The organism is Halorhodospira halophila, from assembly GCF_016653405.1.
GTDB classification, from domain to species: Bacteria; Pseudomonadota; Gammaproteobacteria; order Nitrococcales; family Halorhodospiraceae; genus Halorhodospira; species Halorhodospira halophila_A.
In genome coordinates this window covers 128,607-152,526 of record NZ_NHSN01000016.1, presented here as the reverse complement: position 1 = coordinate 152,526, position 23,920 = coordinate 128,607, and the positions used below count along the sequence as shown (strand labels likewise).

Genomic DNA, 23,920 nt, shown 5'->3' with positions numbered 1-23,920 from the left:
GGGATGTTCGATGACGCAGATCGCAGTCCGCGACGAAAGCGACCGCCGGCGGCTCATGGCTCTGATCCAGAGCCGCAAGCCGCCCTTCACGGCCAGCCTGAGCAAAGGGGCGCCACGCTCACTGAAGCAAAACCGGCTGCAACGGCTGTGGATGAACGAGGCCGAGGAGCAGGGGGATCAAAGCGCCGAGGAGTACCGGGCGTTCTGCAAGCTGCACTTCGGCGTGCCGATTCTCAGGGCCGCTCACGAGGACTTCCGCGAGCAGTACGACCGGGTGGTGCGCCCGCTTGAGTACGAAATGAAGCTGCTGCTGATGCAGGTGCCCATCGACTTTCCGGTGACCCGCTTGATGACGGTGCCTGAGAAGCGTCAGTACCTCGATGACGTTTACCAGCACTTCACGGGGTTGGGCATGGGGCTGACCGAGCCGGATTGGGCGGGGAGGGAACTTGCGTGATGCTCCAGAAAACGCCGCCGGTGCGCTCGAAGAAGCTCCGCGACTCCGCCCGAGGTCAGCAATGCCAGCTTCGCCTGCCCGGCGTGTGCTCTTGGGATCCCGAGACCGTGGTGCTTGCCCACCCGCCCCTGGGCAACGGGGGCATGGCGACTAAAGGCTCGGACCTCGAAGGCGCGTTCTGCTGCTCGGCCTGCCATGACGTGCTCGACGGCCGGGTGCCGTGCCCGGATCACCTGGGCCCGGGTGCGATCTTCGGCGCCTGGATCCTGGCCGCGGCCCGGACCCGGGCGATCTGGCTGCAAATGGGGCTGCTGCGCGTCGAGGGATTCGCCCTGCCGCGCGTCGATGAGGAGGGATTCTGATGAGTCGGCGTCATGTACCTCGAGACGCGCTGGATTCCGTCGAGCAGGCCGTTCATGCCATGCAGATCCGCGAGCGCCAGTGCGAAATCTGCCTCTACGCCCGAGACCTCGGCAGCGCATGGGGCGAGCTGGTGACCGAGTGCAAGAAGGGGCTCAGGCGTCCGGCCCGGGGGCGGCGTTGCCGCGGGTTCCGGGCCGCGGAGGGTGACGGATGATCGACTTCGAGTTGCCGGAGCCGACGATCCTGCTCAACCGCTGGCAGCGGATGCACTGGCGCGACCGGCGCCGGCACACCGAAGCCGTGGCCTGGATGGTGCGCGCAGCCGTGACGCCGCCGGCGCAGCCTGTCGCACGCTGCCAGGTTCACATCCAGCGCTACAGCGAGCGGCTGCCGGATTGGGACGGGCTCTACGGCGGGCTCAAGCCGCTGCTCGACTGCCTCGTTCGCCCCACAAAGCGCAACCCGCACGGCCTGGGGATCATCGAAGACGACGACCCGCAGTGCATCGTGAGACTCACCGCCGAGCCGACGTTCGCACCGAGGAAGAAGGGGTGGACCCGCGTTCAGATTGTGCCCGTAGAGGGGGAGGGAGAGGCGTGATACGGACCTACAGCGCCAAGCTGGCCATCACCATCGCAACGCTCCACGGGTGGCAGACGCCGGAATCCGATCAGATGCGCTACCGCTGCCGGATCGACTTCTCGCCTGCGACCAGCACGGCGGGGGCCGTTGCCCATGGGATCGACTGCGGCCGGGTGCTCGCGGCCGTGGATGACTGCCCTGAGCCCTCCCGGCTGTGGCTCTACATCGCCTACGCTGAGCCGGCCGCGGAATGGGTGTCCGATGAGGGCGTGTTCCGGTTGCACGACCTGCTGACCCTCGCCGTGCGGGAGCGGATTCCCGGGCTCAAGGTGGCAGCGGATCGCCTGGAGTCGCTGATGCTCGCGGCGATGGGGGATAAGCGGTGGACCGGACTCGGCAACCCGCGCCTGCGCCCCGCGGACTACGCGCGCAAGGTGGGGTTCCCGCGACAGTCTTGGCCGAACTACCGGCGGGTGGTGCAGGCGGCGCACGACCAGATCGACGATTGGGAGGCGGTAGGACTCAAAAGGGTGGCTGCGGTGCTCGATAGTCGGCTGCCTGATATTGACGCGCAGCAGGTCTGACAATACTATGTCTTGATAACTACCATGCCACTGGTGTAAGCAAGCCCGGCTTCCTCGCGGATCGCCGGGTTTTTTTATTCCTGCCCCCCGGTGCCCCCCACATGCACGACATCGACCAGCTTACCGCCCGGTTCTCGGAGCGGTACGGGATCCCTGTGCGCCTGCTGCGCGCGATCATCGAGGTCGAGAGCGCCGGCAATCCCTACGCGATGCGGATGGAAGCCAATTACCGCTGGCTATGGGACGTGCGCCACAACGCGCCTCACCGTGGCGGCCCCTTCTACGCACCCCCCGGCGCCTCGCGCCCCACCGAGTCCTATGGCCAGCGTACGAGCTGGGGGCTCATGCAGATCATGGGCGCCACCGCGCGCGAGATCGGATTCAAGGGAACCTTCCTCTCCGAGCTCTGCGACCCGGAAACCAACCTGCAATACGGGTGCGAGTATCTGATGCGCCTATACCGGCGCTTCGGGAATCAGCATGGCTGGACGGGCGTTGCCGCGGCGTACAACGCTGGCAGTCCGCGCATGACCGATGGGCGCTACGTCAACCAGGAATACGTGGACCGACTGATCCAGGCGGGGTGGGAGGAATGATCGAACGATACCAGGGGCTCGGGCACGGGCGGCTGCTTCTCGTCATGGCCGCCGGCATCGGCCTGGTGGTGTCCGTGATGGCTGGCTGTGCGGCCATCACCGAGCGCGGCGACCGGGCCGCCGAGCGCGTCGGCCAGGCGGTGCATGACTACTGCCTGGCAACCGGCAAGGAAGACCGGCAGGCGCTTCGCCAGCGCGCCAACGCCGCCGCGGCCCCGCACAGCGTCCGGGTGAACTGCGATGAGTAAGCGCGGATCCGTTGTTCACCTCATCCACGGGGCGTTCAACAAGAACGCCTCGGGTTGGGACGCCCTGGCCGCCGAACTGATCGCTGCTGGTTGCGAGGCCGTGATCCACGACTACGGCTGGGTGGGCCCACTGACGACGCGCCGGCGCTCTCGTCGAGTTGGGCACGACCTGGCTACCGACATCGGCCCCGAGGATCACGTCGTCGCATTCTCCAATGGCGCCTTGGTCTGCTGGGAGGCCCTGGAGGCGGGGATGAAGTGTGACCGCATGTTGCTGATCCAGCCAGCGCTCACCAAGCACGCCGAGTTCGGCCCCGGCGCCCGGAGCATCACGGTCCTTTACAACCGGCGCGATTTCGCAGTGCAGATGGCGCGGCTTTGGGCCTGGGTCAATCCGGTCAGTTGGGCCTGGCGCCACCACTGGGGCGCGATGGGGCGCTACGGCCCACAAACCGAAGACCAGCGCGTGCGCGGCATCGACACCGAGCGCGAGGCCGACACTATCGGGCATACGGCCTGGCGAGAGGAGCACGCCGGGTACTGGCTACCACGGATCGTAAACCTGATCGAAGACCAATGACCCAGCCACCAGACCAAACCAACGCGGAACTGTACGTCAACCTGCACCGCGAGTTGGGCCACGTCGAGGGCCGCGTCGTGATCCTGGAGAAAGGCCAGGATCGTATCGAGGTCAAGGTAGACCGGATGGGCGAGACGCTGGGCGGGAAACTCGACTCGCTGCGGGATGATCTGGCCTACCGCCGAGGGTATGGATCCGGCGGTTGGAAGGTGGCCAGCGTCGTCGGCGCCCTCGTCGCCCTCATGCTCGGCATCGTCATGTGGGGGCTGACGGAGTACCACCGCGCGCAAATCTCCGGGGCTGTATATAAACACACCCAGGAAGCGGCAGAACAGGTGTTGGAGCAACGCGGCCACTGATCACCGGTGCGGTTCGTGTGCGTGACCGGGCTCCGTAGAAGCAGGATCAAAACCATGGGCAAGACCTCCGGGCTTACCGACCGGCAGCGCCGGTTCGTGCAGGAATACCTGATTGACGCCAACGCCTCGAAGGCGGCGATCCGCGCCGGCTACAGCGAGAAGACCGCATCGCGGATAGGCCCGGAACTACTTGGAAAACCTTGGGTGCGTGCGGAAATCGACAAAGGCCAAAGCCAACGGGCTCAGAAGCTGGAGATCACCGCCGAGCGGGTGATCGAGGAGCTGGCCCGAGTGGCAATGGCGGACCCGCGCAAGCTATTCCGCGAGGACGGTTCGCCGAAGCCGGTCCAGGAGTTGGACGACCAGACCGCCGCCGCGCTCTCCCGGGTGAAGGTGCGCGCCATCCCGGGCAGCGAGGCGCAGGTGCTCGAGTACCGACTGATCGACAAGAACCAGGCCCTCGACAAGTTGATGAAGCACGTCGGTGGGTACAAGGCCGATAACGAGCAGCGGGGCATGTTCGGCACCCTGGACCGCGACACGCTCAAGGCCCTGCGGGAGCAGGTGAAGGCCGCCGAGCAGCGGGCCGAGCAGTCGCCAGTGAAGAAGGGCAGCGATGCAGGTTCTCGACCCGAGCTTCATTGAGCGGCTCTCGCCCCTGGAGCGGCGCGCGATCCTCGCGCAGATTGACGAGGAGCTTGCCCAGGAGCGCCTGGCCGACTACCGACCCTACGCCAAGCAGCGCGAGTTCCACGCCGCCGGGGCGAGCTTCCGCGAAAGGCTATTACGGGCAGGCAACCAGCAGGGCAAGACCTACGCCACGGGTGCGGAGGTCGCCTATCACCTCACCGGCGAGTACCCCGACTGGTGGCCCGGCCGGCGCTGGGATCGCCCCGTAGTGGTGTGGGCGAGTGGTGAGACCGGCGAGACGACGCGCGACAACGGCCAGCGCGTACTCCTCGGGCATCCGGGCGAGGAGGGCACAGGGCTGATCCCCAAGCGGTGCCTGACCAGCGACTACGGCATGGCCGCCGGCGTCAGCCACCTCTACGACTACATCCGTGTGAAGCACGCAAGCGGCGGCTACTCCTTCCTTCGGTTTCGCTATTACGCCCAGGGCCGGCGCAAGTGGCAGGGCCCGCCGGTCGATTTCGTCTGGTATGACGAAGAACCGCCCGAGGACATTTACGACGAGGGCCTGGCGCGGACCATCGCCACGGGAGGGATCGTCGCGCTCTCGTTCACCCCGCTGATGGGCATGTCGTCGGTCGTGTCGAGGTATCTGATGGAAGACTCCGATCAGCGCCACGACACGAACATGACCATCCATGACGCCGAGCACATCGACGCCGAGGAGCGCCAGCGGATCATCGCCTCGTTCCCGGCACACGAGCGCGAGGCTCGCGCCCACGGCATCCCGACCCTCGGCTCCGGGCGGATCTTCCCCATCGCCGAGGAGGAGATCAGCGTCGAGCCGTTCACGGTGCCTGCCATCTGGCCGGTGATCGGTGGCCTCGACTTCGGCTGGGACCACCCGACCGCGGCCGCGAAGATCGTATGGGACCGCGACTCGGACACGATCTACGTCACCAACGGCTACCGAAAGAGCCAGGCGACGCCCGTGATCCACGCCGCGGCGCTCAAGCCCTGGGGGCCGCGCTTGCCATGGGCCTGGCCGCACGATGGGTACCAGACCGAGAAGGGCTCAGGCGTGCAGCTTGCCGAGCAGTACCGGGAGCAGGGGCTCAACATGCTTCCCACCCACGCCGCGTTCCCAGAAACTCGAGACGACACCCGGCTCTCGCGCACGAGTGTGGAGGCCGGCCTGGCCGAAATGCTCGACCGAATGCAGACCGGTCGGCTCAAGGTATTCGGCCACCTCAAAGACTGGTTTGAGGAGTTCCGGCTCTACCACCGCAAGGACGGGAAGATCGTCAAGGAGCGCGACGATTTGCTCGACGCTACCCGGTACGCGCTGATGATGATCCGCCACGCCGAGCCGCCGTCCGCATCCGCCGGCACCACCGTCGCCCGCCCGGCACCCGACTGGAGAGTCTGACCCGTATGACAAAGCCACTGCCCCGCGAGCGCATCGAGCAGATCCTCACCGACCTGCGCTATGAGCCCGCATGGCGTGCCGAGGCCGCGCGCGAGGCCGACTTCTACGACGGCAATCAGCTTGATACCGAGACGATGCAGCGGATGCGTGAGCTGGGCATCGCGCCCATCGTCGTCAATTTGATTCGCCCAACTATCGACACCGTGCTCGGCCTGGAAGCGCGTACCCGCACCGACCCCATCGTGCGCGGCGAGGACGACCAGGCCACCGAGGTGGCCGAGGCCCTGAACGTCAAACTCCAGGAGGCCGTGCGCCTCGCACGCTTCAACACCGGGTGCTCGGAGGCCCACGAATCGCAAGTGAAGGTCGGCATCGGGTGGCTGGAGGTCAGCCGCGAGTCCGACCCGTTCAAGTACCCGTACCGCGTGCAGGCCGTCCACCGCGACGAAATCTGGTTCGACTACCGCTCCCGCGACCCGATGCTCCGGGACGCCCGGTACCTGGTACGCAAACGCTGGTACGACGCCGACGACCTGGAGGGCCACTTCCCGCGGCACAAGCGGCTGATCCGCCAGTCGGTCGCCCAGCGCCCGGCGTGGGATGACCCGAACGGTGTCGATGTCTCACTTGGCCGCTCCTGGGAGATCGAGCAGACCACCTCGCTACAAGAGGAGGAGTGGCTGGACACCGAGCGCCACCGGCTTGCGCTCTACGAAGTGTGGTACCGCGTCCACACCGATATGTGGGTGCTCGACCTGCCCGATGGCCGGGTGGTGGAACTCAACCGCGAAGACCGCCGACACCTGAACGCCGTTGCCGCGGGTCTCGTAACGCCACGCAAGGCCCGCTCCTTCCGGCTGCGCGTGGCCTACTATCTTGGCCCGCACCAGCTCGCCGACCGCCCCTCGCCGTACAAGCACGGCTACTTCCCCTATGTGCCGTTCGTTGGCTACAGGCAGGATCGCAGCGGCGCCCCCTACGGGCTGATCCGCGCGATGAAATCCCCGCAGGAGGAGGTCAACGCCCGGCGCAGCAAGATGCTCTACAACCTCTCCACCCGCCGGGTGATCGCCGACCGGGATGCGGTGGACGACCATGCCCAGGCGGCGCAGGAGGTCGCGCGCTCGGACGCCTACATCATCACGAACCCGAGCCGGCAGAACGCCAATGGGTTCAACGTGGACACCGACGCGCGGCTTAACCCGCAGCAGTTCGAGGTGATGCAGGAGGCGAAGCAGAACATCCAGGACGCCTCGGGCCTATTCCACGAGATGATGGGTCGCGGCGCCGGATCCGGGCAGTCGGGCGAGGCGATCAAAAGCCTGGTCGAGCAGGGCCAGCAGGTGCTTGGCAAGATCATCGAGAACTACCAGGACGGCCGGCGTCTGGCCGCCGAGTTGCTCATGTCGATGCTCGTCGAAGACCTGGGCCAGAAGACCGACCTGCCGGTGCGCGTCGAGTCGGTCACCGGCGAGGTCAAGGATGTCCTCCTGAACCACCCCGAGCACGATGAGCTCGGCTACGAGTACCGGACCAACGACATCCTCAAGCTGCGCACCCAGGTCGCCCTCGACGAGACCCCGAGCAGCACGACGTACCGACAGCACTTGCTCGCGCGGATGATGGAGCTGACGCAGACGCTCCCCCCAGAACTGCAGGCGGCCGTGATGGACATCATCATCGAGGCTTCCGACCTACCCAACCGCAAGGAGTTCGTCGAGCGCATCCGCGCGGTCACCGGCATGGGCGGCGGCAGCAAGCAGCCGCAGACCGAGGAGGAGGCCCTTCAAGCGCAGCAGCAGGCCGAGGCCGAGCAGCGCCAGGCCGAGATGCAGCAGCAGGCCGCCGAGCTGGAACTGCGCGAGCGCGAGGCCCGGGTCCGCGACCTGGAGGCTCGTGCCGAGAAGGCCATGGCCGACGCCCAGCGCGCCATCGCCATGGCGCAGAAGACCGCCGGCGTCGATACCGAACACCAGGCCGCGCAGACCGCCAAGACCATCAGCGAGATCGAGCGCGGATCCCACGAGGACATGCGCGCCGAGGCCGCCCAGCACGCCGAACTGTTCGAGCGCGGGGCCCGCTTGCGCCGGGATGAACAGGCGGCAGCGCAACAGACACCGGAGGGGCCACGACACGGCCCACCCCCCTCGCCGCAGCAGACGCGGCACACCGAAACGCCCGGCCTCTGAGCCGGGCTTTTTCGTTCTAGGGGCACGACAGTCCCCGACCACGCAACTCCAGGCGATAGGAGAGACGACGCGATGAGTGGAAATACCAATGACTACCTGAGCAACCCCGAAGGTATCCCGAACGATGAGCAGGAGATCGACCGGATCCTGGCTGAACTCGAAGGCGAATCCGACGAGCAAGGCAGCGATTCGATTGATGCAGCCGGCTCGGATGCCGAGGGCGGGGGCGATGCCGGCAAACCGGCCGCGGACCAAACGGGCGCGGTGGCGGATAGCGGGCAGCAGTCCAAGCAGGGCGACGACCCGAAGGCCCAGCAGCAGGAGGGCCAGGGCGAGAACACCGGCACGGACGATGAGCCCGAGCGGGTAGTCAAGACGCGGGATGGCCGGCACGAGATCCCGTATTCGGTGCTCGAAGGCGCGCGCAAGCAGGCCAGCGAGTACCAGCGCGAGGCTGAACGGCTCCGGCAAGAGCTGGAGCAACTGCGCCAGGGCCAGGCCCCTTCAAAGGGCGCCCAGGGTGCCCCCCAGCAAGACGGCGGCTCCCCCGATAGCGGAGAGGAGGGCGGTACCGAGGAACTGGACCTGGAGGCGTTCCGGCGCGACTACGGCGACGAACTGGCGAAGCCGCTGGAGGTGCTCTACCGGCAGAACCAACAACTCCGCGAGGAGATCGAGCGTCGCCACCAGCAGGCCGAGGAGCGCGTGCAGCAGACCGAGCAGCAGCGGATCCAGGCCGAGGTCGATCAGGCCAAGGCCGCGGTCACCGACGCCAACGGCAAGCCGGTCCTCATCGAATGGGAGCAAAGCGGCGACCCGCGCTATGCCGCCGCTGTGGCCCTCGATGAGCAGCTTCGCGCGAACCCCAAGTATCAGGACTACTCGCTGGAGGATCGCTTCCGCGAGGTGGTCAAGATGCTCGGCATCTCCACCGCATCGCAACGCAACACCGAGGACGTGACCGCCGCTGCCGCCCGCCGGCTGCAAGAGGCGGAGCGGACCAGCGACGACACACCCAACTCTCTATCCGACCTGCCGGGCGGCGCTGCCGCGGGGGCCAGTGAATCCGAGGAAGTCGAGCGCATGTCGGCAACCCAGCTTGCCGAGAAGCTCGAGCGGATGAGCGATTCCCAACGCGAGGAGTTTCTGGCCCGGCTCTAGTAGCCGAGGACGAAGATCATGGCTCGTACCAACATCCCGGTCGGCTCTCCGCTGGCCAAGAAGCTCTATTCCGTTGCGGCCTTCGCTGAGACCCAGCGCCGGCCGTCGTTCCGTCGCCGACTGACCGGCCCCGCGCCCAAGCAGTCCGGGGCGGAGTCCAAGCTCAAGGGGCAGACCAGCCCGGACTATCCCATCGTGCAGATCCGCGACCTGAGCACCGGCGCCGGCGACCAGGTGAGCGTGGACCTGTTCAACATCATCACCGGCCGCCCGACGATGGGTGATCGCAAGCTGGCCGGGCGCATGATGGATCTGACGTTCAGTTCCATGGACCTGCGCATCGACCAGTACCGCGCTGGCGTGGACACCGGCGGTCGCATGACGCAAAAGCGCACTGTTCACCAGCTTCGCGGCATCGCCAAGGCCAACCTGGCTGGTTACGGCGCACGGTTGGAGGATCAGCTTGCGCACGTCCACATGGCCGGTGCCCGCGGTGACGACGATGGCATTGATTGGGCCGTGCCCAAGGAGAGCCACGAGGAGTTCGCCGACATCGTGGTGAACGACGTGGCGCCGCCGTCCTACGGCCGGTACTTCTGCGCCGGCAGCGCGGACAACGTGAGCCAGATCGGGAGTACGAACATCATCACCCTGGAGACCATCGACATGCTCCGGGCGACCCTCGATGACGATGTGTTCCCGCTCCAGCCGATCCGCCTGCAAGACGCCAGCGGCAACATGGACCCGCAGGCCGACGACAACCCGCTCTACCTGCTCACGATCTCCAGCCGGCAGTGGTACCAGTTCCTCCAGAGCACGTCGGGCAACGACTGGCGCACGTTCATCTCGAACGCCCACGCTCGCAGCCAGGGCTGGAACCACCCGCTGTTTCTCGGCGAGTGCGGCATGTGGAACGGGATCCTCGTGAAGAAACACAACCGCGCGGTTCGCTTCTACCAGGGCTCGCCGGTCAAGAGCCACAACTCCAGCGGTGCTGTGGTCGAGAACGAGGCGGCTGCGCCGGTGGACCGGGCCCTGTTGCTCGGCGCCCAGGCGCTCGCCGAGGCGTATGGCAACCACGGCACCAGCGGCTACCACGCGAACTGGCACGAGGAGAAGGTGGACCACGACAACGGCATGGAGGTCTCCATGGCGTTCATGGGCGGCAAGGCCAAGGTCCGCTTCAAGCGCCAGGACACCGGCCTGATGACCGACCACGGCGTGATCGCAGTGGACTCCTACGCGCCGGATCCGACCGCCTGAGCCGGCCATGGGGGCGGCCCAGCGCCGTCCCCTCTCTCTGAATCCCTGGAGGACTGAATCATGGCTCGCATCAACTTCGAGCAGCTTCACACCGACATCATCCATGCCGGCGAGTACGGCAACACCGCCACGGCCACCGCGACCCTCAACGTCGATGGCTCCAGCGGCGATACCGTCCACTTCATTCGCCTGCCGGCCCACACCCGGCTCCTGGATCTGATGGTGGTCCACGGTGCCTGCGGCAGCGGGGCCAGCGCCTCGTTCGGCTACATGACCGAGAACGACACCGAGGCGACCTACTTCACCGGCTCCAAGTCGCTGGCCAGTGCTGGTCGCATCCGCGCCGACTCGAACCACGCCCCCAAGGTGGTCGAGGAGGTCTGCGACATCATCGCCTCGCTCGGCGCCGGCGTGGACGGTGAGATCACCGTCGTCGCCACCTACGACTGGCAAGGCAAGTAACCCCGCAATCCGGGGCGGCCACGCGCCGCCCCGCCGGAGGATAGCCCCATGAAGGTGAAGTACATCGGCCGCGAGCCGACCCACCGGGATCGGCTCTACGGCAGCGGCGTGTTCTGGTCCGGCCCTGGCGACGTGCAGGAGGTCGGGCAGGAGATCGCCGAGCGGATGCTCAAGCGCCACCCCGATCAGTACGCGCTGGTCAGCGGCGCGACCGACACCGGGCAGAAGCAGGCCCAGGAGGGCGAGCAGCCCGAGAGCGGCGAGGAGGACGGCGAGGGCGCGGAAGACCTGGTGATCGAGATCCGCGGCGAGTTCTACCCCGTGCGTAAGCTCTCCCGCGACGTGCTCGCCGAGTACGCCGAGCAGCGCCACGGCGTGAAGCTCGACAAGCGCCGCTCGGCACAGTCGCTCGCCGCGGAGATCCGCCGACTGGAGACGGGGGGCTGAGACGATGCCGACGGTGACGGCGAAGATGATCCTCGACCGGGCTTCGAGCACGCTCAACGATGAAGCCGGCGTGCGCTGGGGGTCGGCCGACCTGCTTACCTATGTCTCCGACGCGCAGCGCGAGATCGTCATTCTCAAGCCGTCGGCCAACGCCCTCAACGACGTGGTGGCGCTGACCCCGGGCACCCGGCAGCGGTTGCCGCAGGGGGGCATCACGCTGATCGACGTGGTGCGCAACATGGGCGGTGACGGCAACACCCCCGGCCGTGCCGTGCGACCCGTGCGCCGGGCCATCCTCGACGCCACCCGCCCGGACTGGCACACGGAGCCACCGAGCGCGGAGGTCAAGCACTTCGTCTTCGATGAGCGCGACCCCAAGACGTTCTACGTCACCCCGGGGCAACCGGATCCGGCCGGCCACCTGGAGATCGTCTACTCCGCATCCCCGGCCGAGGTGGAGAGCCTGGAGAGCCCCATCACGCTCGATGACGTATTCCAGACCCCGATCTACTACTACGTCATGTCCCGGGCGCACGCCAAGTCGAGCACCCCGCGCCCGCAGCTTGCCACCCTCTACTACGAGCAGTTCGTCACGGCCGTGACCGGGCGCATCGAGGCGCAGCGGGATATGCACCAGGTCCGGGCGCATCAGCGCGTGGAGGAGGGCATCGGCCATGCTTGATACCGCCGCCCTCGTGCGCAGCGTCCAGCTTGACCTGATCGAGCACCCCGACTACCCGGCGTGGACCGATGAGCACTTCTCCGACATGCTCCGCGCCGCCCTGGACCAGCTTGCCCTGGTGCGCCCCGAGGCGTTCCAGCGGGTGGCCTCGGTCGCCTTGCAGCGGGGCGTGACCCACCACATCCCCGAGGATGGCGTGCGGCTGATGGAGGTCACCGCGAACGTGGACCAGGGCCTTCCCGGGGAGGCGATCACGCGGGTCGATGGGGCGACCCTGGCCCGCTTCGACCCGGCCTGGCGCGGCCGCCCCGAGGCCGATCAGGTGGACCATTACCTGTGGGATGAGCGCCAGCCCCGGGTCTTTCACACCGTGCCGGCGGTGCGCCCTGGCACGCGCGTTCAGATCGTCTACATCCAGCAGCCTCCGGCCTTCGAGGTTGGCGCCTACCCGACCCTTGGGCAGATGCCCAGCCACTACCGCGAGCCGCTGCGCCACTGGATGCTCTACCGCGCCTGGCTCAAGGACACCCGAGCGGGCATCGAGCCGAAGGCCCAAGCCCACTACGAGTGGTTCTACCACGCGCTTGGCGAGAAGGTGCCTGTCTCCCAGCGCACAGACCCCCGCACCCAAGAGCCCCACCAGCGGGCATAGCACGACAAGAGGACTAGGCCACCATGACAGGCTTTACCAATGAAGCACGCGACATGGCTCTCGATCATGTCTTTCGCAGCGGCACCGTCTACCTGGCCGCCCGTGTCGGCGGCAGTGAGGTGAGCGGCAACGGCCACAGCCGCCAGGCGGCGAGTTTCGGCGCTCCGACCGCGGCATCGAGCAGTGGCCGGGCCGTGTTCACCAACGCCGACGTGGAGTTCTCCGAGGCGACCGGCACCTGGGGCGAGGTCGATGAGGTGGCCGTCTACGACGCCAGTTCCGGCGGCACGCGCCTGGCTATCGCCCCCCTGGCAACGGCCCGGGAGATCCTGGAGGGCGACATCCTCCGGTTCCCCGCCGGCGAGGTCCAGGTGTCCATCGACTGATGGGTGAGCGGCTAACGATGCGGCGCGTCGGGGGTGTCTGATGGCTCAATACCAAGTGGACTGGACCGGCGTGCCCATCGGCACTACCCCGCCGAATATCGTTGGCTACTACGGCGGCGCCGACCAGAACTGGATCGTCGAGTCGCGTGGCTCCCTGCCCGACGGCGTAGGGGCCCGCCCGCCTTCCTCCAGTCCGATGACCCACGCCCATTGGGTAGACGTTTTCCCCTCCGAGGATCAGGAAGTCCTGACCGTGGTGGACTACCCGAGCATTACCCCAGGCTGGACGGAGTGCTACATCGGCGTGATGCTGCGCTCGAACCTCTCCGGCGGGGGGTATCACCTCGGGCTCTACTCGCAGCATGTTTGGGGCGAGGATCACGTCCTGCGGGCTGCCATCGGCCAGGGCACTACGGGGCTGAATATCTACACCGAGACGGTGATTGCCCCGTCCACGGGTGGCCTATGGAGCCTGCGCGCCCAGGCCCAGGGCTCGAACCTGCGCCTCAAGGTGTGGCCTTACGAAACCCCCGAGCCTGCCGCCTGGACGCTGGAGGCGACCAACAGCCAATGGGACGCCGGCGTTGTCGGCCTGTCTCACCGGGAGAACCATCCCTATTTTATTGGGCCGATGGCGGCCGGGACGGACGGTGATCCGCCGCCCGCTCCGGGTGGCCCGCCTCCGATCCCGGTCAGTCTCCAGAGCACGCAGATCACCGCAGGCTCCGCCCGGCTGGGTTGGGAACTGCCATGACCACCTTTGACCTGGAGTGGCGCGAACTCGGCGGGCCAAGCACGCTGGTCGAGGGCATCCCCGACACGCACTACGAACTGACCGGCCTGGCCCCCGGCGCCGACTACCAGTGGCGCGTGCGCGCGGTCGAGGGCGACGAGGCTGGTGATTGGTCCGAGTGGCAGGCGTTCACCACCCGGGCGGCCAAGGAGGCCAGCGCGGGTGTGCAGGCGTCCACCTCGACGGCGGCCTCCGCAAACCGTCAGCGTCTCCTCGCGGCCAGCGCGCAGGCGGTCACCTCAATGGCTGCTACCGCGAGACGCCGGCGTTTTGTGCAGGCCAGCGCGAGCGCGGGGGCGGTCACGTCGATGGCGGTTGCCGCGGGGCGTCGGCGCTTTCGGGAGGCCAGCGCCAGCGTAGGGGCAAGCACGGCGGCGAGCGCGAACGAGGTGGTGATCCTGCGGGTCCGCAGGGCCAGTGCCGGCGTCCTGGCGTCCTCCTCGGCGAGCGCCCAGCCGGTCTTGACCCGGGCGGCGTCCGCTGCTGCCACCGCCACCACGGCAGTCAGTGCAAGCGGCGAGTCCCGGCCGGCCGTCCCGGACGAGTACCTGGAGCAGTGGACCGGGGTGGCGCTGGGACAAACCCCGGAGAATATCACCCGGCTTGTCGGCGACATGTCGGCGTACACCGTCACCGAGAGCCCGGTGATGCCCGAAGGGGTCGGGCTGCGTCCGAATAGCAGCATCTACTCGGTGGTCCGCTGGGACACCCCGCCCGATGACACGGACGAGCAGGAAGTCCTGGCGGCCATTGATTACCCCTCGCACAGCACGTCGTGGGCGGACGGGTTCGGTGTTGCGCTGCGCCTGCAATCGACCGGCAACGGGTACTTCTTCCTGCTGCGCAACACCACGGGGATCCCGGGCCTTTCGGCCGTCATAGGCACCAGCCCGTCGAGCATCTCGGTCATTGCCGAGGAGGGCGTTACCAGCGCGACGAGTGGGCTTTTCCTCCTGCGCGCCCGGGCGTCGGGCTCTACCCTGCGCATGAAGGTCTGGCCCGCGAACGAGCGCGAGCCCACCGAGTGGACAGTAACCGGGACGAACAACAGCCACCCCACCGGCGCGGTGGGCTTCCGCCACTCCGGCGGCCATAACTTCGTTGCCGGCCCCGTCAGCCTTGGCATCAACGGCGTTCGCCCGCCACGGATCGGCTTCACCGTCTTCACCAACGCCTCGACCGACATCCGCGCCGTCACGCAGGTGAGCGCGCGCGGGATTCGCACGGCGGCGGCGCAGGCTGGGGCCGAGGCGGTCAGTTCCGCCCGGGCCGGCTCGGGTCGGATCGTCGCGGCGTCGGCCCGTGCCTGCGCGCAGTCGGCCGCCCATGCCTTGCGGGTGAGCCGCAGGCGGATCACCTCGGCCCGCGTCGAGTCGAGCACCGAGGCCCGCGCCCTGCCCAAGCGCGAGCGGCGTGGGGCGTTCAGCATCGCGGCCACCAGTGGCCTTTCCTCGGCTGCGATCCGGCTGCGCCTGCTGGCTGCCCGGGTCGAGTCCAACGCCCAGGTGCGCGCCTCGGCGCGGCTGATTCGCTCCGATGCCGCATCGACCGGGGCGAGAACCGGCAGCGAGGCGCTGGCCGGGATCGAGCTACGCGGCCGTGCCGCTGTTCACGCCGAAACCTCGGCGCGAGCCCTCGGGCTGCTGGCCGGGGACACTTCGCTGTGGGTGCAGGCGCAGACCCGCGCCGGGGCAATCCCCGCCCGGACCCGCCGTGTGGCGGCGCAGACGAGCGCCGAGAGCACCGCCGGCGGCGAGCGTGCGCGCCGGGTCCGCAGCGTCAGCGCCCATGGCCGCTCGGCAGGCGATGCCTTGGCTTCGGGGCAGCGCACGAGCAATGCGCGCGCGCTCGGCACCAGCCGCACGTTCGCCCTCGGCATCGGCTCACGTCGCCGGTGGGCGGCCGCACGGGCCGAGGCCCTTACCCGCGGCTTTGCCCGGGGGACGTGGGCGGACGGCGATGCTGCAAACGTCCAGGCCGTCACCGACATGGTGGCCCGCGCACGGGCCATCGTCGTGGCGAAGGCCCTGGTGTCGTCGAGCACCGACGCCTCCTCGCGCAGCATCGGCGGCTATCTGCACGGGGCCATCCACCACCCGGCCGACGATACGCAGACCCTCTATCGGCCGGCCGAGGGCACGCAGACCCTCTATCGCCCGGCCACCTACAACTAACCGGGGTTCCCCATGGAGAAGATCGACACGCTGCTGCGGGACGTGCTGCCCGAGGCGCCCGGCTGCCCCAAGGTCGTGGCGTTGAACGCGGTGCGCCACGCGCTCAATGAGTGGCTGCGCGATGGCCGGGGGTGGCAGGTCCGCCTGAAGCTGACCCCGGCCGAGGATGGGGGCTACGAGTTCGAGCCCCAGCAGGGCTCGGTGGCCCTGGCCCTGGTCCACGCCCGGGACGCGGAAGGCGAGGTCATTCCGGCCCGCTTCTCCCCGCCCAAGCGTGTCGAGCCCGAGGGCGACGAGCCGGCGCACAGCGCCGACGTGCTGCTGGGCCTTGCCGAGCAGTCCAACGAGGTGCCCGGCTGGCTGCTGAGTAGGGGGGCGGAGGCCATTGCCGCGGGAGCCAAGGCGCGGCTGCTGGTCATGCCCGGGGTGGAGTGGAGCGCACCGGAGCTTGGGATGCACTACCGCGCGCTCTACCGCGATCACCTCTCGCGCTTCCAGCTTGAGCGGGCCCGCAACTTCACCACCGACCCGATCCGCACGGCGCCGAGCCGGTTCTAAGAGGGATCACCATGCACCATCGCACACGGTTCTTCCGGGGCTCCTGGCCGCGGCGCTCGGCTCGTTTGCTGGAGGCGGGGCAGGCCCAGGCGGCGCGCAACTGCGACCTGGACAGCGGCGCGCTGCGCCCCCTGCGCGAGCCCGAGCCGGTGGAGCCGGTGGACCTGGATGGCCACACGGTCGGCACGATCTACCGCTGGCGCGTCGGCGGCGAGGATTACTGGCTGCGCTTTCCGGGGCGCGTGGACGTGGCCCCTGGCCCGCTCAACGACGACGTATGGCAGCGGATCTACTTCGCTGGCGACCCCCGCTATGACGAGCCGCGTTACACCTACACGCCGGCCGCCTACCAGGGCGGTGAGCGGTACCCGGTGACGAGCTACCGGCTGGGCGTGCCCGCGCCGAGCAATGAGCTTGGCGTCAGCGCGGTCGAGCCGCCCACGGTGGCCATTGCGCAGATCCACCGGGAATGGCCTATCCGGGTGGTCACCGACGGCGAGCACGGCCTGGAGGACGGCGAGGTGGTGCGCTTTGACATCGAGGCGCAGAGCCCGGATGAGGAGGAGGGCGAGAACCACCTGGCCGAGTACCTGAACCACCTCGACGGCTTTCAAATCCGGGTCGTCGATGAGACCACCTTCACGCTCAACAACACCGACGCCGAGAACGTGGCCTACAGCGCGTTCGTCTCCGGCATGTTCCGCCCCTTCTACCCGGAGCAGTGGCAGGAGGTGCGCTTTTACACGCACACCCTGGTCACCGAACTTGGCGAGGAGGGGCCGCCGACACCGGACCCGGTGCAGATCACGGTCGGTGTGACGCAGGCGGTGGAGGTCGAGCTTCCCCCGCTCTCGGTCGATGAGGGCGCCGGGCGGCTGATCGAGCGCCGGCGCATCTACCGCACGGCCTCGGGCAACCAGGGGGCGGAGTTTCGCTTCGTCGCCGAGGTGGAACTCTCCGATCAGAGCTTCACCGACACGCTGCGGAGCACGGTCCTGGGTACGGCGCTGGAGAGCACGGCCTGGGATCCGCCGCCGAAGGGGCTGCGCGGGTTCGACACGCACCCGGGCGGCTTCATGCTCGGGTTCACCGACAACCGGCTCTACGCCAGCGAGCCGTACCGCCCGCACGCCTGGCCGGAGCTATACAGCCTGAGCCTGGATGAGTCGATCACCGCGCTTGGCGTCTTCGATGTCTCTATCGCGGTGGTCACGGCCGGGCGACCGTATCTTGTCACCGGCTCCGACCCGCGCGCACTCCAGGCCCGGCGCCTGGAGGTCAACGAGTCGTGCGCCTCGCCGGCGTCGATGGTCTCGTTCGGCTATGCCTGCGTCTACGCCTCCCCGGCCGGCCTGGTGCAGATCAGCACCCGTGGCGCCGAACTGCTGACCCATCAGCACATCACCGAGCGCGAGTGGGCGGCGTACAAGCCCGAAACCATCCGCGCCTTCGAGTGGGGCGGGCGGTACGTTGGCTTCTACGACGGCGGCGGGTTCATCTTCGACCCGCGGCAACCGGAGCTTGGCTTCATCGACCTGGACCTGGAGGCCCTGTCCGGGCACCGCGACCCGCTCGATGACCGGCTCTACCTTCTCGACACCGACGGGATGATCCAGCGCTGGGACAGCGCCGAGCAGCGGATGCCGATGCACTACCGCTCACCGCTGTTCCCGGCACCGCTGCCGGCCAACGCCGGCGCCGCCCAGGTGATCGCCCGCAGCTACGAGGGCACCACGTTCCGCCTGTTCGCCGACGGGGAGCAGGTCCACGAGCATACGGTCACCGACCCCGACCCCTTCCCCTTGCCGGGGGGATACCTGGCTCGATCCTTCGAGTGGGAGGTCACCGGCACCGACACGGTGGATGAGGTCGCCTTCGGGGATAGCATGGAGGCGCTGGTGCAATGAGCAATCCGACCCGGACCACCCAGCTTCCCAGCGTGCCCACCGACGCCAGCCCAGCCGAGCGCCAGTTTCTCGATGCGGTGAAGCAGGTCATCGAGCTTGGCGAGGGCCAGCGGGGCGACCCGCTCGATGCCAAGCTGACCCGGCGTGACCTGGTGGAGATCGGGCTCGCCAAACTCAAGGAGGGGCTGCGCGCGGGTGTTGGCGCCGGCGGCACCCTGGAGCCGGTCGAGCCGCCGCCGAACGTCACCACGCCGCCGCGGGTGGCCGACTTCCAGGCCCAGGCGTCTTTTACCCGGGTGCTGCTGACCTGGGGGCGGCCGCAGTACAGCAACCACTCCCACGTCGAAATCTGGCGCGCGCAGGTCGCCGACATCGGCCAGGCGGTCATGGTCGGGGTGCAGTTCGCGCGCATCCACACCGACATCGTGGGGAGTAGCTGGGGTGGCTACTATTGGGTGCGCAACGTCTCCCTGGCTGGGGTTCGGGGCCCGTTCTCGCAGTCGCGCTACGCCGAGACGGCCCGAGACGCTGACTACTTCCTGGAGCAACTGACCGGGGAGATCGGCGAATCGCAGCTTGCCCGCACGCTGCGCGAACGCATTGATCTGGTCGATGGGCCGCCAGAACTGGAGGGCTCGGTTGCCGCGCGCATTGCCGAGGAGGCCGACGAGCGCCAGGAGGCTATCCAGGCGGAGGCCAACGAGCGGGAGCAGGCCATCGCGGACGCCCGTTCGGAGCTAAAGAGCTACGCCGATGAGGAGTCGGCAGCGGCCATCGAACTCGGGCAGTTGGTCGCCGCCTTCGGTGGTGATGCGGCGCAGGCGATCCAGTTCACGATAGCCGAAGTGGATTCGGCGCTATCGGTCAGCACGCGCTTTAACTCCCTGACGGCCCGCATGGGTGATGCCGAGTCCGAGGTCACGCGGCTGGATACGGCCATCGCCGAGGAGCAGAGCGCCCGGGTCAGTGCCTTCGATAGCCTTAGCGCGCGCGTGGATGACGAGGAATCGGAGCGTAAGGCCGACGTTGCCCGTCTGGAATCGGCCATTGCGGATGATGATGGCGCACTCGCGGAGACAGTCTCGCAGCTTTCCGGCTCCGTCGATGAGGCGAACGCTGCCATCGAGCAGCGCGCGAAGGTAGCGGTAGACGGCAATGACGTAAACGCGCAGTGGACCCTTCGGCTCCAGACCACCAACGACGGGACGCCGGTAGTCGGTGGCATCGGCCTGGAGGCCGACGGCGATGCGGTGACCTTCGGACTCAACGTGGACCGCCTATGGCTCGGCCACCCGTCGGTGGACTACAGCCAAGAGGGCAAGGTCTACCCCTTCGTCGTGGACGGCGGGACGGTCTATTTGAACGAGGCCGTCATCAAGGATGCCTCGATCAGCTACGCGCAGATCAAACAGGCCGCGGTCGATCAGATCGCTGCCGATTCCCTGGAGGCGACCGAGGCGTACATCGGCGACCTGAACGTATGGGATCTTGGCGTTGAGAACGCCATACAGAGTGACAACTTCGCGCCCGGAAACTCCGGTTTCAGGATCCGGCGTGACGGTACCGCCGAGTTTATGAATGGGTATTTTCGGGGCAATATCCATGCGACCTCGGCGGATATTGATAATATCCTCACCCTCGGCGGCAACAATGTCGTTATTACGCGGGGTTCCAATCTAACCGCAAGGAGCCTGAGCACTTCCTGGCGCGAACTCGGCAGTGTGAATCTCAATTCCGAGGGGCAGCCGGCGCGTATTGACGTGATGGCCATGTTATTCGGCGCGGACATTCCTGTAGATAGCAGCCAATGGTATGTCTCATTCAGCCAGGGAAGCACCAGCATAGGCCGCGTGCAGGCCCGCCTTTTGAAAAACGGGAGCACGGTGCATAGTTGGGGCAACGTCGGCAGTTATGTGACGTGGGCCCACTCCCTTGGCTACCTGTATATCTTCTCGCAGGGGTTGGGTCCAATGAGCCTTTCGTACCTCGATCAAAGCCCGGGAACCGGGACGAATACCTATACGGTCCAGGCCCGGTACACGGGCTCGAATATGGCCTTTGAAAATCGGGGCGGCACGATGACGGCGACGGGGCTGAAACGATAAGCGCACGGGCTTTTGAGGAAAACGATCTTGACCCAATCCGTTTATGAAGCAACGGACCCACGGCGCATACAGAAAATCATGGACAGCCCCGAGGTCGCGGGCCGGTGCGGCCAAGGCAGTGCTTGGGACGCCTACCTGAGCGACCCGGCGACCACGGTGCTGGGGGTCTTTGATGGTGGTGAGATTACCGGCATTTTCGCCATCGACCGGATCAGCGATTCCAGTGCGCAGGTTCACAACCTGCTCACCCGCCGCTGCTCGGACAAGGCCGAGGCGGTGCGCCTGGGGCAAGCGCACGCCTTCGGCGCCCTGGGCTACTCGCGGCTGCTTGGCAAGGTCGAGGCGGACAACCGCCCGACGCTGCACATGGCCTCCAAGAGCGGGATGCAGCGGCTCTACGAGCACGAGGGCGAGGTCTACACCGCGCTCAACATCCAGGATTGGCCCTGGCGCCTGGAGCGTTGGATGCGAGCGGCCTCGGGGCTCGACGGACCCTTGGGGATCATGCTCGGTGCGCTGTGTAGGCTGACCCATGCCGGGGGCGCCTTGCGCGGGGCGGCGCTCTACAACGAGTGGGCAGCGGTTCACGAGGCGCCGATGGTCCAGGTCCACCGATACACGCACGATTCCGCCATCGTCCATTGCGACGGGGCGTTCTACCTGATCCAGCCCGGCCGGGTTGAACCAATCGAGGTGACAGCATGAGCGGAGGACGCAGCGCGGCCCGGCGTGAGCGGCGGCGGATGCGCGAGGCCCAGGAGCAAGCCAACAAGCTGGCTGCCCAGCGGCTCAAGTGGGCCCAGGGGCAGATGGACGAGTACAACGACCTCTACGGCGACCTGGAAAACCGGATGATCGCCGAGGCCGAGCGTGGCGCTCAGGCCGACTACGCAGGCGTCACGGATCGGGCCGCGGCCGATGTCTCGCAGCAGTTCGAGCGCCAGCGCGAGGATGAGCGCCGGCGCATGGCCGCCTTCGGCATCGACCCGAGTTCCGGGCGCTTTCAGGGCATGGACCGGCAGGCTGGGCTTGCCGAGGCGACGGCCACCGCCGGCACCGTCAACCATGCGCGTCGGGCCGAGCACCAGCGGGCGCAGGCGCGTACCGATGCGCTGCGCGGTGGGGCGATGAGCATGGGCTCGCACCGCTTCTCGCTGGCGCACTCGGCCACGGACGCAGCCCATGCCGGGCGGGTGAGTGCGATGCAGAACACGGCGGCGATGCACCAGGCGGAGGCCGGTGCGGCGGACGCGCGGGCCGCGGGCACCGGACAGATGATCGGCACGGTCGTAGGCGGTGTCGCAGGCGCCATGATCGGTGGGCCGGCGGGCGCCATGGCGGGCGCGTCGATTGGCGGCGGCGCGATGGGCGGTGGCGGCGGTGGACCAACCTTCCAGTACACCCCCAGCGCCGCACCGACGGCAGCCCCGGCCTCGGGCAACACCGCCGGGCTGTGGCGCCCCGACCCGATGAACAACATGCAAGTCGCCACCCACGTCCACGGCACGCCCTCCACCGGGTTTGGGCTCTCCCCCTGGCAGCAGCAGTACCAATAGAGGAACGCGATCATGGCTGGATTCTTCGGCGGCATGGCCCAAGGGCTGACCCAGGGGGTGAGCACCGGCGCGCAGCTTCGTAACCAGCGCGAGATCGCTGGTCTGCGACGGGCGCAGAATGAGCGCGCGCAGCAGGTCCACGATCAGCAGATGGCCGAGCACCAGCGTGCGCAGATGCAGCGCACCGCTCGGGACTTCTACGGCGCGATGCAATCCGGCGACGAGGCGATGGCTACGCGGATCGTCCAGCAGAACCCGGAGGTCTTCCGCGCGGCGTTGCACCTGGACGAGAAGCGCCACCCGATTGGCGCGGCGCAGGTGTCCGACGATGGCGAGTGGTCGCTTCTGATCGGCTCCGAGCACACCGGCACTGCCGGGCTGTGGACGCAGGACGGGCAGCCCTCGGCGCAGGCCGAGGATCAGGTATTGGGCTTTCGGCCCGAGGACGTGGCGCGCTTTGCCGGGATCGAGGCCCTAGAGCCGGAACTCGAGTACCGCGACGGGGTGTACTTCGATAAGCGCACCGGGGATCCGGTGGCCGATCACCGGGAAATGATGAGCCAGGGCTCGCAGTTCAGCGAGCCGATGCGCCACGAGGAGCTTGGCTGGGTGCAGCGTGGCCCGGATGGGCGGCTCTACCAACTCGACGCACCCGGGGCTTCGGGCACCGGCGCCGGCGCGGGGCTGGACCTGACCCCGGGCAGCACCGACTACAACCGGATCTACGACACCCTCGGTCAGCAGGTGAACAACTACGTCCGCCGCCAGGTAGGCGAGGAGTTCATCGGCGACCCGAACGTGGCCCACGTCGAGAGCTGGGCGCGGGATGCGGCGCTAAACGTCTACCGCCAGGAGGCCGAGGCCGGGCACCTGATGCCTCCGCACGAGGTTGGCAACGCCGCAGCCCGGCTGGCCTTCTCGGGCGACTATCCACTTTTGCACCCGCAACGCGCGATGGAGGCAGCCGCCGAGCAGATCGACCAGGAGCGCAAGGAAGCCGGCGAGGGGCGCATGAGCCGGCGCCATGTGGATGAAGAAGCGGTACAAGCCCGCGCGCAGCAGATTCAGGTCGAGGAGGCCGAGCGTCTGCGCGCGGAACTGGCCCAAATGTACGCCGGCCAGGGCGCGGGCCGGCAGGCCCCCGGTCAGCAGATGACCCCCGGCGGGCAGCAGATGTTCGCCGGGCAGCAGGCGGAGCAAGGACTGGGCGCGGCCGACGCGTTCCCCTACCGGGATCAGCGCACGGGGCTGTCGTTCGGCGAGGGCATGGCCGGCGGGCCCATCTTGCCGCGGGATCAGTTGGGGATGGGTCTCGAACGCCCTGAGACAATCTCCAATAACCCGGTGCGGGTCAACGACAGCGCCGCCGTCCAGGCTCGGAATCGGGCGCTCGATGCGGTGGGCGATTCCATGCAAACGGCCCGGGACTACTACACCGACCCCGACGGTATGTACCAGCGGAATACCGCTGGGCTGCGCGAAGGCATCGGCAAGGCCGGCGATGCCTGGTGGCGGGGTTACGAGACCGTCGAGGGCGTTCGTCAGAACGTCGCCGGGCTGTTCCAGCGCCGGGCCGAGGCCCCGCCGGAGGATGTGGCGGCGACCATCGAGGAGGTCGTTCAGGGGCGGACCCCGGATCGGGATGCCCTGGGCAAGACGATCCGCTGGGCGCTGGAGCATGAGGATCAGGTCGATGCGGCGCTGATGCGCCGGTTGCGTGAATTGGCACGCCGGACAATGGAGAGGGCCGAGTAAGC

At 67.9% G+C, this 23,920-nt stretch carries 27 protein-coding genes; all 27 read left to right on the top strand.

The features are described 5' to 3' along the window. Window positions 1–10: 10 nt before the first annotated feature. Window positions 11–457 (top strand): hypothetical protein, encoded by a 447-nt coding sequence (locus CCR79_RS05670; protein ID WP_201169697.1) that lies wholly within the window; start codon window positions 11–13, stop codon window positions 455–457. Beyond that, on the top strand, window positions 457–819 hold the full coding sequence (locus tag CCR79_RS05665; protein WP_201169694.1) for a nuclease domain-containing protein: 363 nt from the start codon (window positions 457–459) through the stop codon (window positions 817–819). Before CCR79_RS05670 ends, CCR79_RS05665 begins: the two co-directional genes overlap by 1 nt. Beyond that, window positions 819–1,034 carry a hypothetical protein gene (locus CCR79_RS05660; protein WP_201169693.1) on the top strand — a complete coding sequence of 72 codons (216 nt, stop codon included), beginning with the start codon at window positions 819–821 and terminating at the stop codon, window positions 1,032–1,034. The genes CCR79_RS05665 and CCR79_RS05660 overlap by 1 nt, the downstream gene beginning before the upstream one ends. Then, window positions 1,031–1,420, top strand: a complete 390-nt coding sequence (locus CCR79_RS05655; RefSeq protein WP_201169692.1) for a hypothetical protein — start codon at window positions 1,031–1,033, stop codon at window positions 1,418–1,420. Before CCR79_RS05660 ends, CCR79_RS05655 begins: the two co-directional genes overlap by 4 nt. Continuing rightward, entirely contained in the window at window positions 1,417–1,986 is a 570-nt protein-coding gene (locus CCR79_RS05650; RefSeq protein ID WP_201169691.1) for a hypothetical protein, read from the top strand. The genes CCR79_RS05655 and CCR79_RS05650 overlap by 4 nt, the downstream gene beginning before the upstream one ends. 101 nt (window positions 1,987–2,087) lie before the next feature. Then, a complete protein-coding gene (locus tag CCR79_RS05645) occupies window positions 2,088–2,582 on the top strand; it encodes a lytic transglycosylase domain-containing protein (protein WP_201169690.1) in 495 nt (164 codons plus the stop codon). Then, window positions 2,579–2,830 (top strand): hypothetical protein, encoded by a 252-nt coding sequence (locus tag CCR79_RS05640; RefSeq protein ID WP_201169689.1) that lies wholly within the window; start codon window positions 2,579–2,581, stop codon window positions 2,828–2,830. The genes CCR79_RS05645 and CCR79_RS05640 overlap by 4 nt, the downstream gene beginning before the upstream one ends. Continuing rightward, entirely contained in the window at window positions 2,823–3,410 is a 588-nt protein-coding gene (locus CCR79_RS05635; RefSeq protein WP_201169688.1) for a hypothetical protein, read from the top strand. Before CCR79_RS05640 ends, CCR79_RS05635 begins: the two co-directional genes overlap by 8 nt. Next, on the top strand, window positions 3,407–3,769 hold the full coding sequence (locus tag CCR79_RS05630; protein ID WP_201169687.1) for a hypothetical protein: 363 nt from the start codon (window positions 3,407–3,409) through the stop codon (window positions 3,767–3,769). Before CCR79_RS05635 ends, CCR79_RS05630 begins: the two co-directional genes overlap by 4 nt. 54 nt (window positions 3,770–3,823) lie before the next feature. After that, entirely contained in the window at window positions 3,824–4,414 is a 591-nt protein-coding gene (locus CCR79_RS05625; RefSeq protein WP_201169685.1) for a terminase small subunit, read from the top strand. After that, complete coding sequence (locus CCR79_RS05620; protein ID WP_201169683.1) at window positions 4,386–5,828, top strand: terminase large subunit domain-containing protein; 1,443 nt, start codon at window positions 4,386–4,388, stop codon at window positions 5,826–5,828. Before CCR79_RS05625 ends, CCR79_RS05620 begins: the two co-directional genes overlap by 29 nt. A gap of 5 nt (window positions 5,829–5,833) precedes the next feature. Beyond that, window positions 5,834–8,017, top strand: a complete 2,184-nt coding sequence (locus tag CCR79_RS05615; RefSeq protein WP_201169681.1) for a hypothetical protein — start codon at window positions 5,834–5,836, stop codon at window positions 8,015–8,017. A 72-nt stretch (window positions 8,018–8,089) separates the two neighbouring features. After that, window positions 8,090–9,178: a hypothetical protein gene (locus tag CCR79_RS05610; protein WP_201169679.1), complete on the top strand. Its 1,089-nt coding sequence runs from the start codon at window positions 8,090–8,092 to the stop codon at window positions 9,176–9,178. Between the two features lie 18 nt (window positions 9,179–9,196). Further along, window positions 9,197–10,441: a N4-gp56 family major capsid protein gene (locus CCR79_RS05605; protein ID WP_201169677.1), complete on the top strand. Its 1,245-nt coding sequence runs from the start codon at window positions 9,197–9,199 to the stop codon at window positions 10,439–10,441. Between the two features lie 60 nt (window positions 10,442–10,501). Continuing rightward, on the top strand, window positions 10,502–10,903 hold the full coding sequence (locus tag CCR79_RS05600) for a hypothetical protein (protein WP_201169674.1): 402 nt from the start codon (window positions 10,502–10,504) through the stop codon (window positions 10,901–10,903). A gap of 48 nt (window positions 10,904–10,951) precedes the next feature. Next, window positions 10,952–11,350: a hypothetical protein gene (locus tag CCR79_RS05595; RefSeq protein ID WP_201169672.1), complete on the top strand. Its 399-nt coding sequence runs from the start codon at window positions 10,952–10,954 to the stop codon at window positions 11,348–11,350. Window positions 11,351–11,354: 4 nt separating this feature from the next. Continuing rightward, window positions 11,355–12,032 carry a DUF6682 family protein gene (locus tag CCR79_RS05590; RefSeq protein WP_201169670.1) on the top strand — a complete coding sequence of 226 codons (678 nt, stop codon included), beginning with the start codon at window positions 11,355–11,357 and terminating at the stop codon, window positions 12,030–12,032. Then, window positions 12,025–12,684 carry a DUF6682 family protein gene (locus CCR79_RS05585; RefSeq protein WP_201169668.1) on the top strand — a complete coding sequence of 220 codons (660 nt, stop codon included), beginning with the start codon at window positions 12,025–12,027 and terminating at the stop codon, window positions 12,682–12,684. The genes CCR79_RS05590 and CCR79_RS05585 overlap by 8 nt, the downstream gene beginning before the upstream one ends. Window positions 12,685–12,737: 53 nt before the next feature. Then, the gene (locus CCR79_RS05580; protein ID WP_201169666.1) at window positions 12,738–13,070 is read left to right on the top strand and encodes a phage tail fiber protein; all 333 of its coding nucleotides are present in this window, start codon (window positions 12,738–12,740) and stop codon (window positions 13,068–13,070) included. Window positions 13,071–13,110: 40 nt separating this feature from the next. Then, window positions 13,111–13,824, top strand: a complete 714-nt coding sequence (locus CCR79_RS05575; protein WP_201169665.1) for a hypothetical protein — start codon at window positions 13,111–13,113, stop codon at window positions 13,822–13,824. Further along, complete coding sequence (locus tag CCR79_RS05570; RefSeq protein ID WP_201169664.1) at window positions 13,821–16,037, top strand: fibronectin type III domain-containing protein; 2,217 nt, start codon at window positions 13,821–13,823, stop codon at window positions 16,035–16,037. The genes CCR79_RS05575 and CCR79_RS05570 overlap by 4 nt, the downstream gene beginning before the upstream one ends. A 12-nt stretch (window positions 16,038–16,049) precedes the next feature. Then, window positions 16,050–16,595, top strand: a complete 546-nt coding sequence (locus tag CCR79_RS05565) for a hypothetical protein (RefSeq protein ID WP_201169662.1) — start codon at window positions 16,050–16,052, stop codon at window positions 16,593–16,595. Between the two features lie 11 nt (window positions 16,596–16,606). Then, window positions 16,607–18,502 carry a hypothetical protein gene (locus CCR79_RS05560; protein ID WP_201169660.1) on the top strand — a complete coding sequence of 632 codons (1,896 nt, stop codon included), beginning with the start codon at window positions 16,607–16,609 and terminating at the stop codon, window positions 18,500–18,502. Continuing rightward, a complete protein-coding gene (locus CCR79_RS05555) occupies window positions 18,499–20,607 on the top strand; it encodes a phage tail tip fiber protein (protein ID WP_201169658.1) in 2,109 nt (702 codons plus the stop codon). The genes CCR79_RS05560 and CCR79_RS05555 overlap by 4 nt, the downstream gene beginning before the upstream one ends. Before the next feature lie 78 nt (window positions 20,608–20,685). Then, a complete protein-coding gene (locus CCR79_RS05550; protein WP_201169656.1) occupies window positions 20,686–21,312 on the top strand; it encodes a hypothetical protein in 627 nt (208 codons plus the stop codon). Then, complete coding sequence (locus tag CCR79_RS05545) at window positions 21,309–22,163, top strand: hypothetical protein (protein WP_201169654.1); 855 nt, start codon at window positions 21,309–21,311, stop codon at window positions 22,161–22,163. The genes CCR79_RS05550 and CCR79_RS05545 overlap by 4 nt, the downstream gene beginning before the upstream one ends. A 12-nt stretch (window positions 22,164–22,175) precedes the next feature. Beyond that, window positions 22,176–23,918, top strand: a complete 1,743-nt coding sequence (locus tag CCR79_RS05540; protein ID WP_201169651.1) for a hypothetical protein — start codon at window positions 22,176–22,178, stop codon at window positions 23,916–23,918. Window positions 23,919–23,920: the final 2 nt, after the last annotated feature.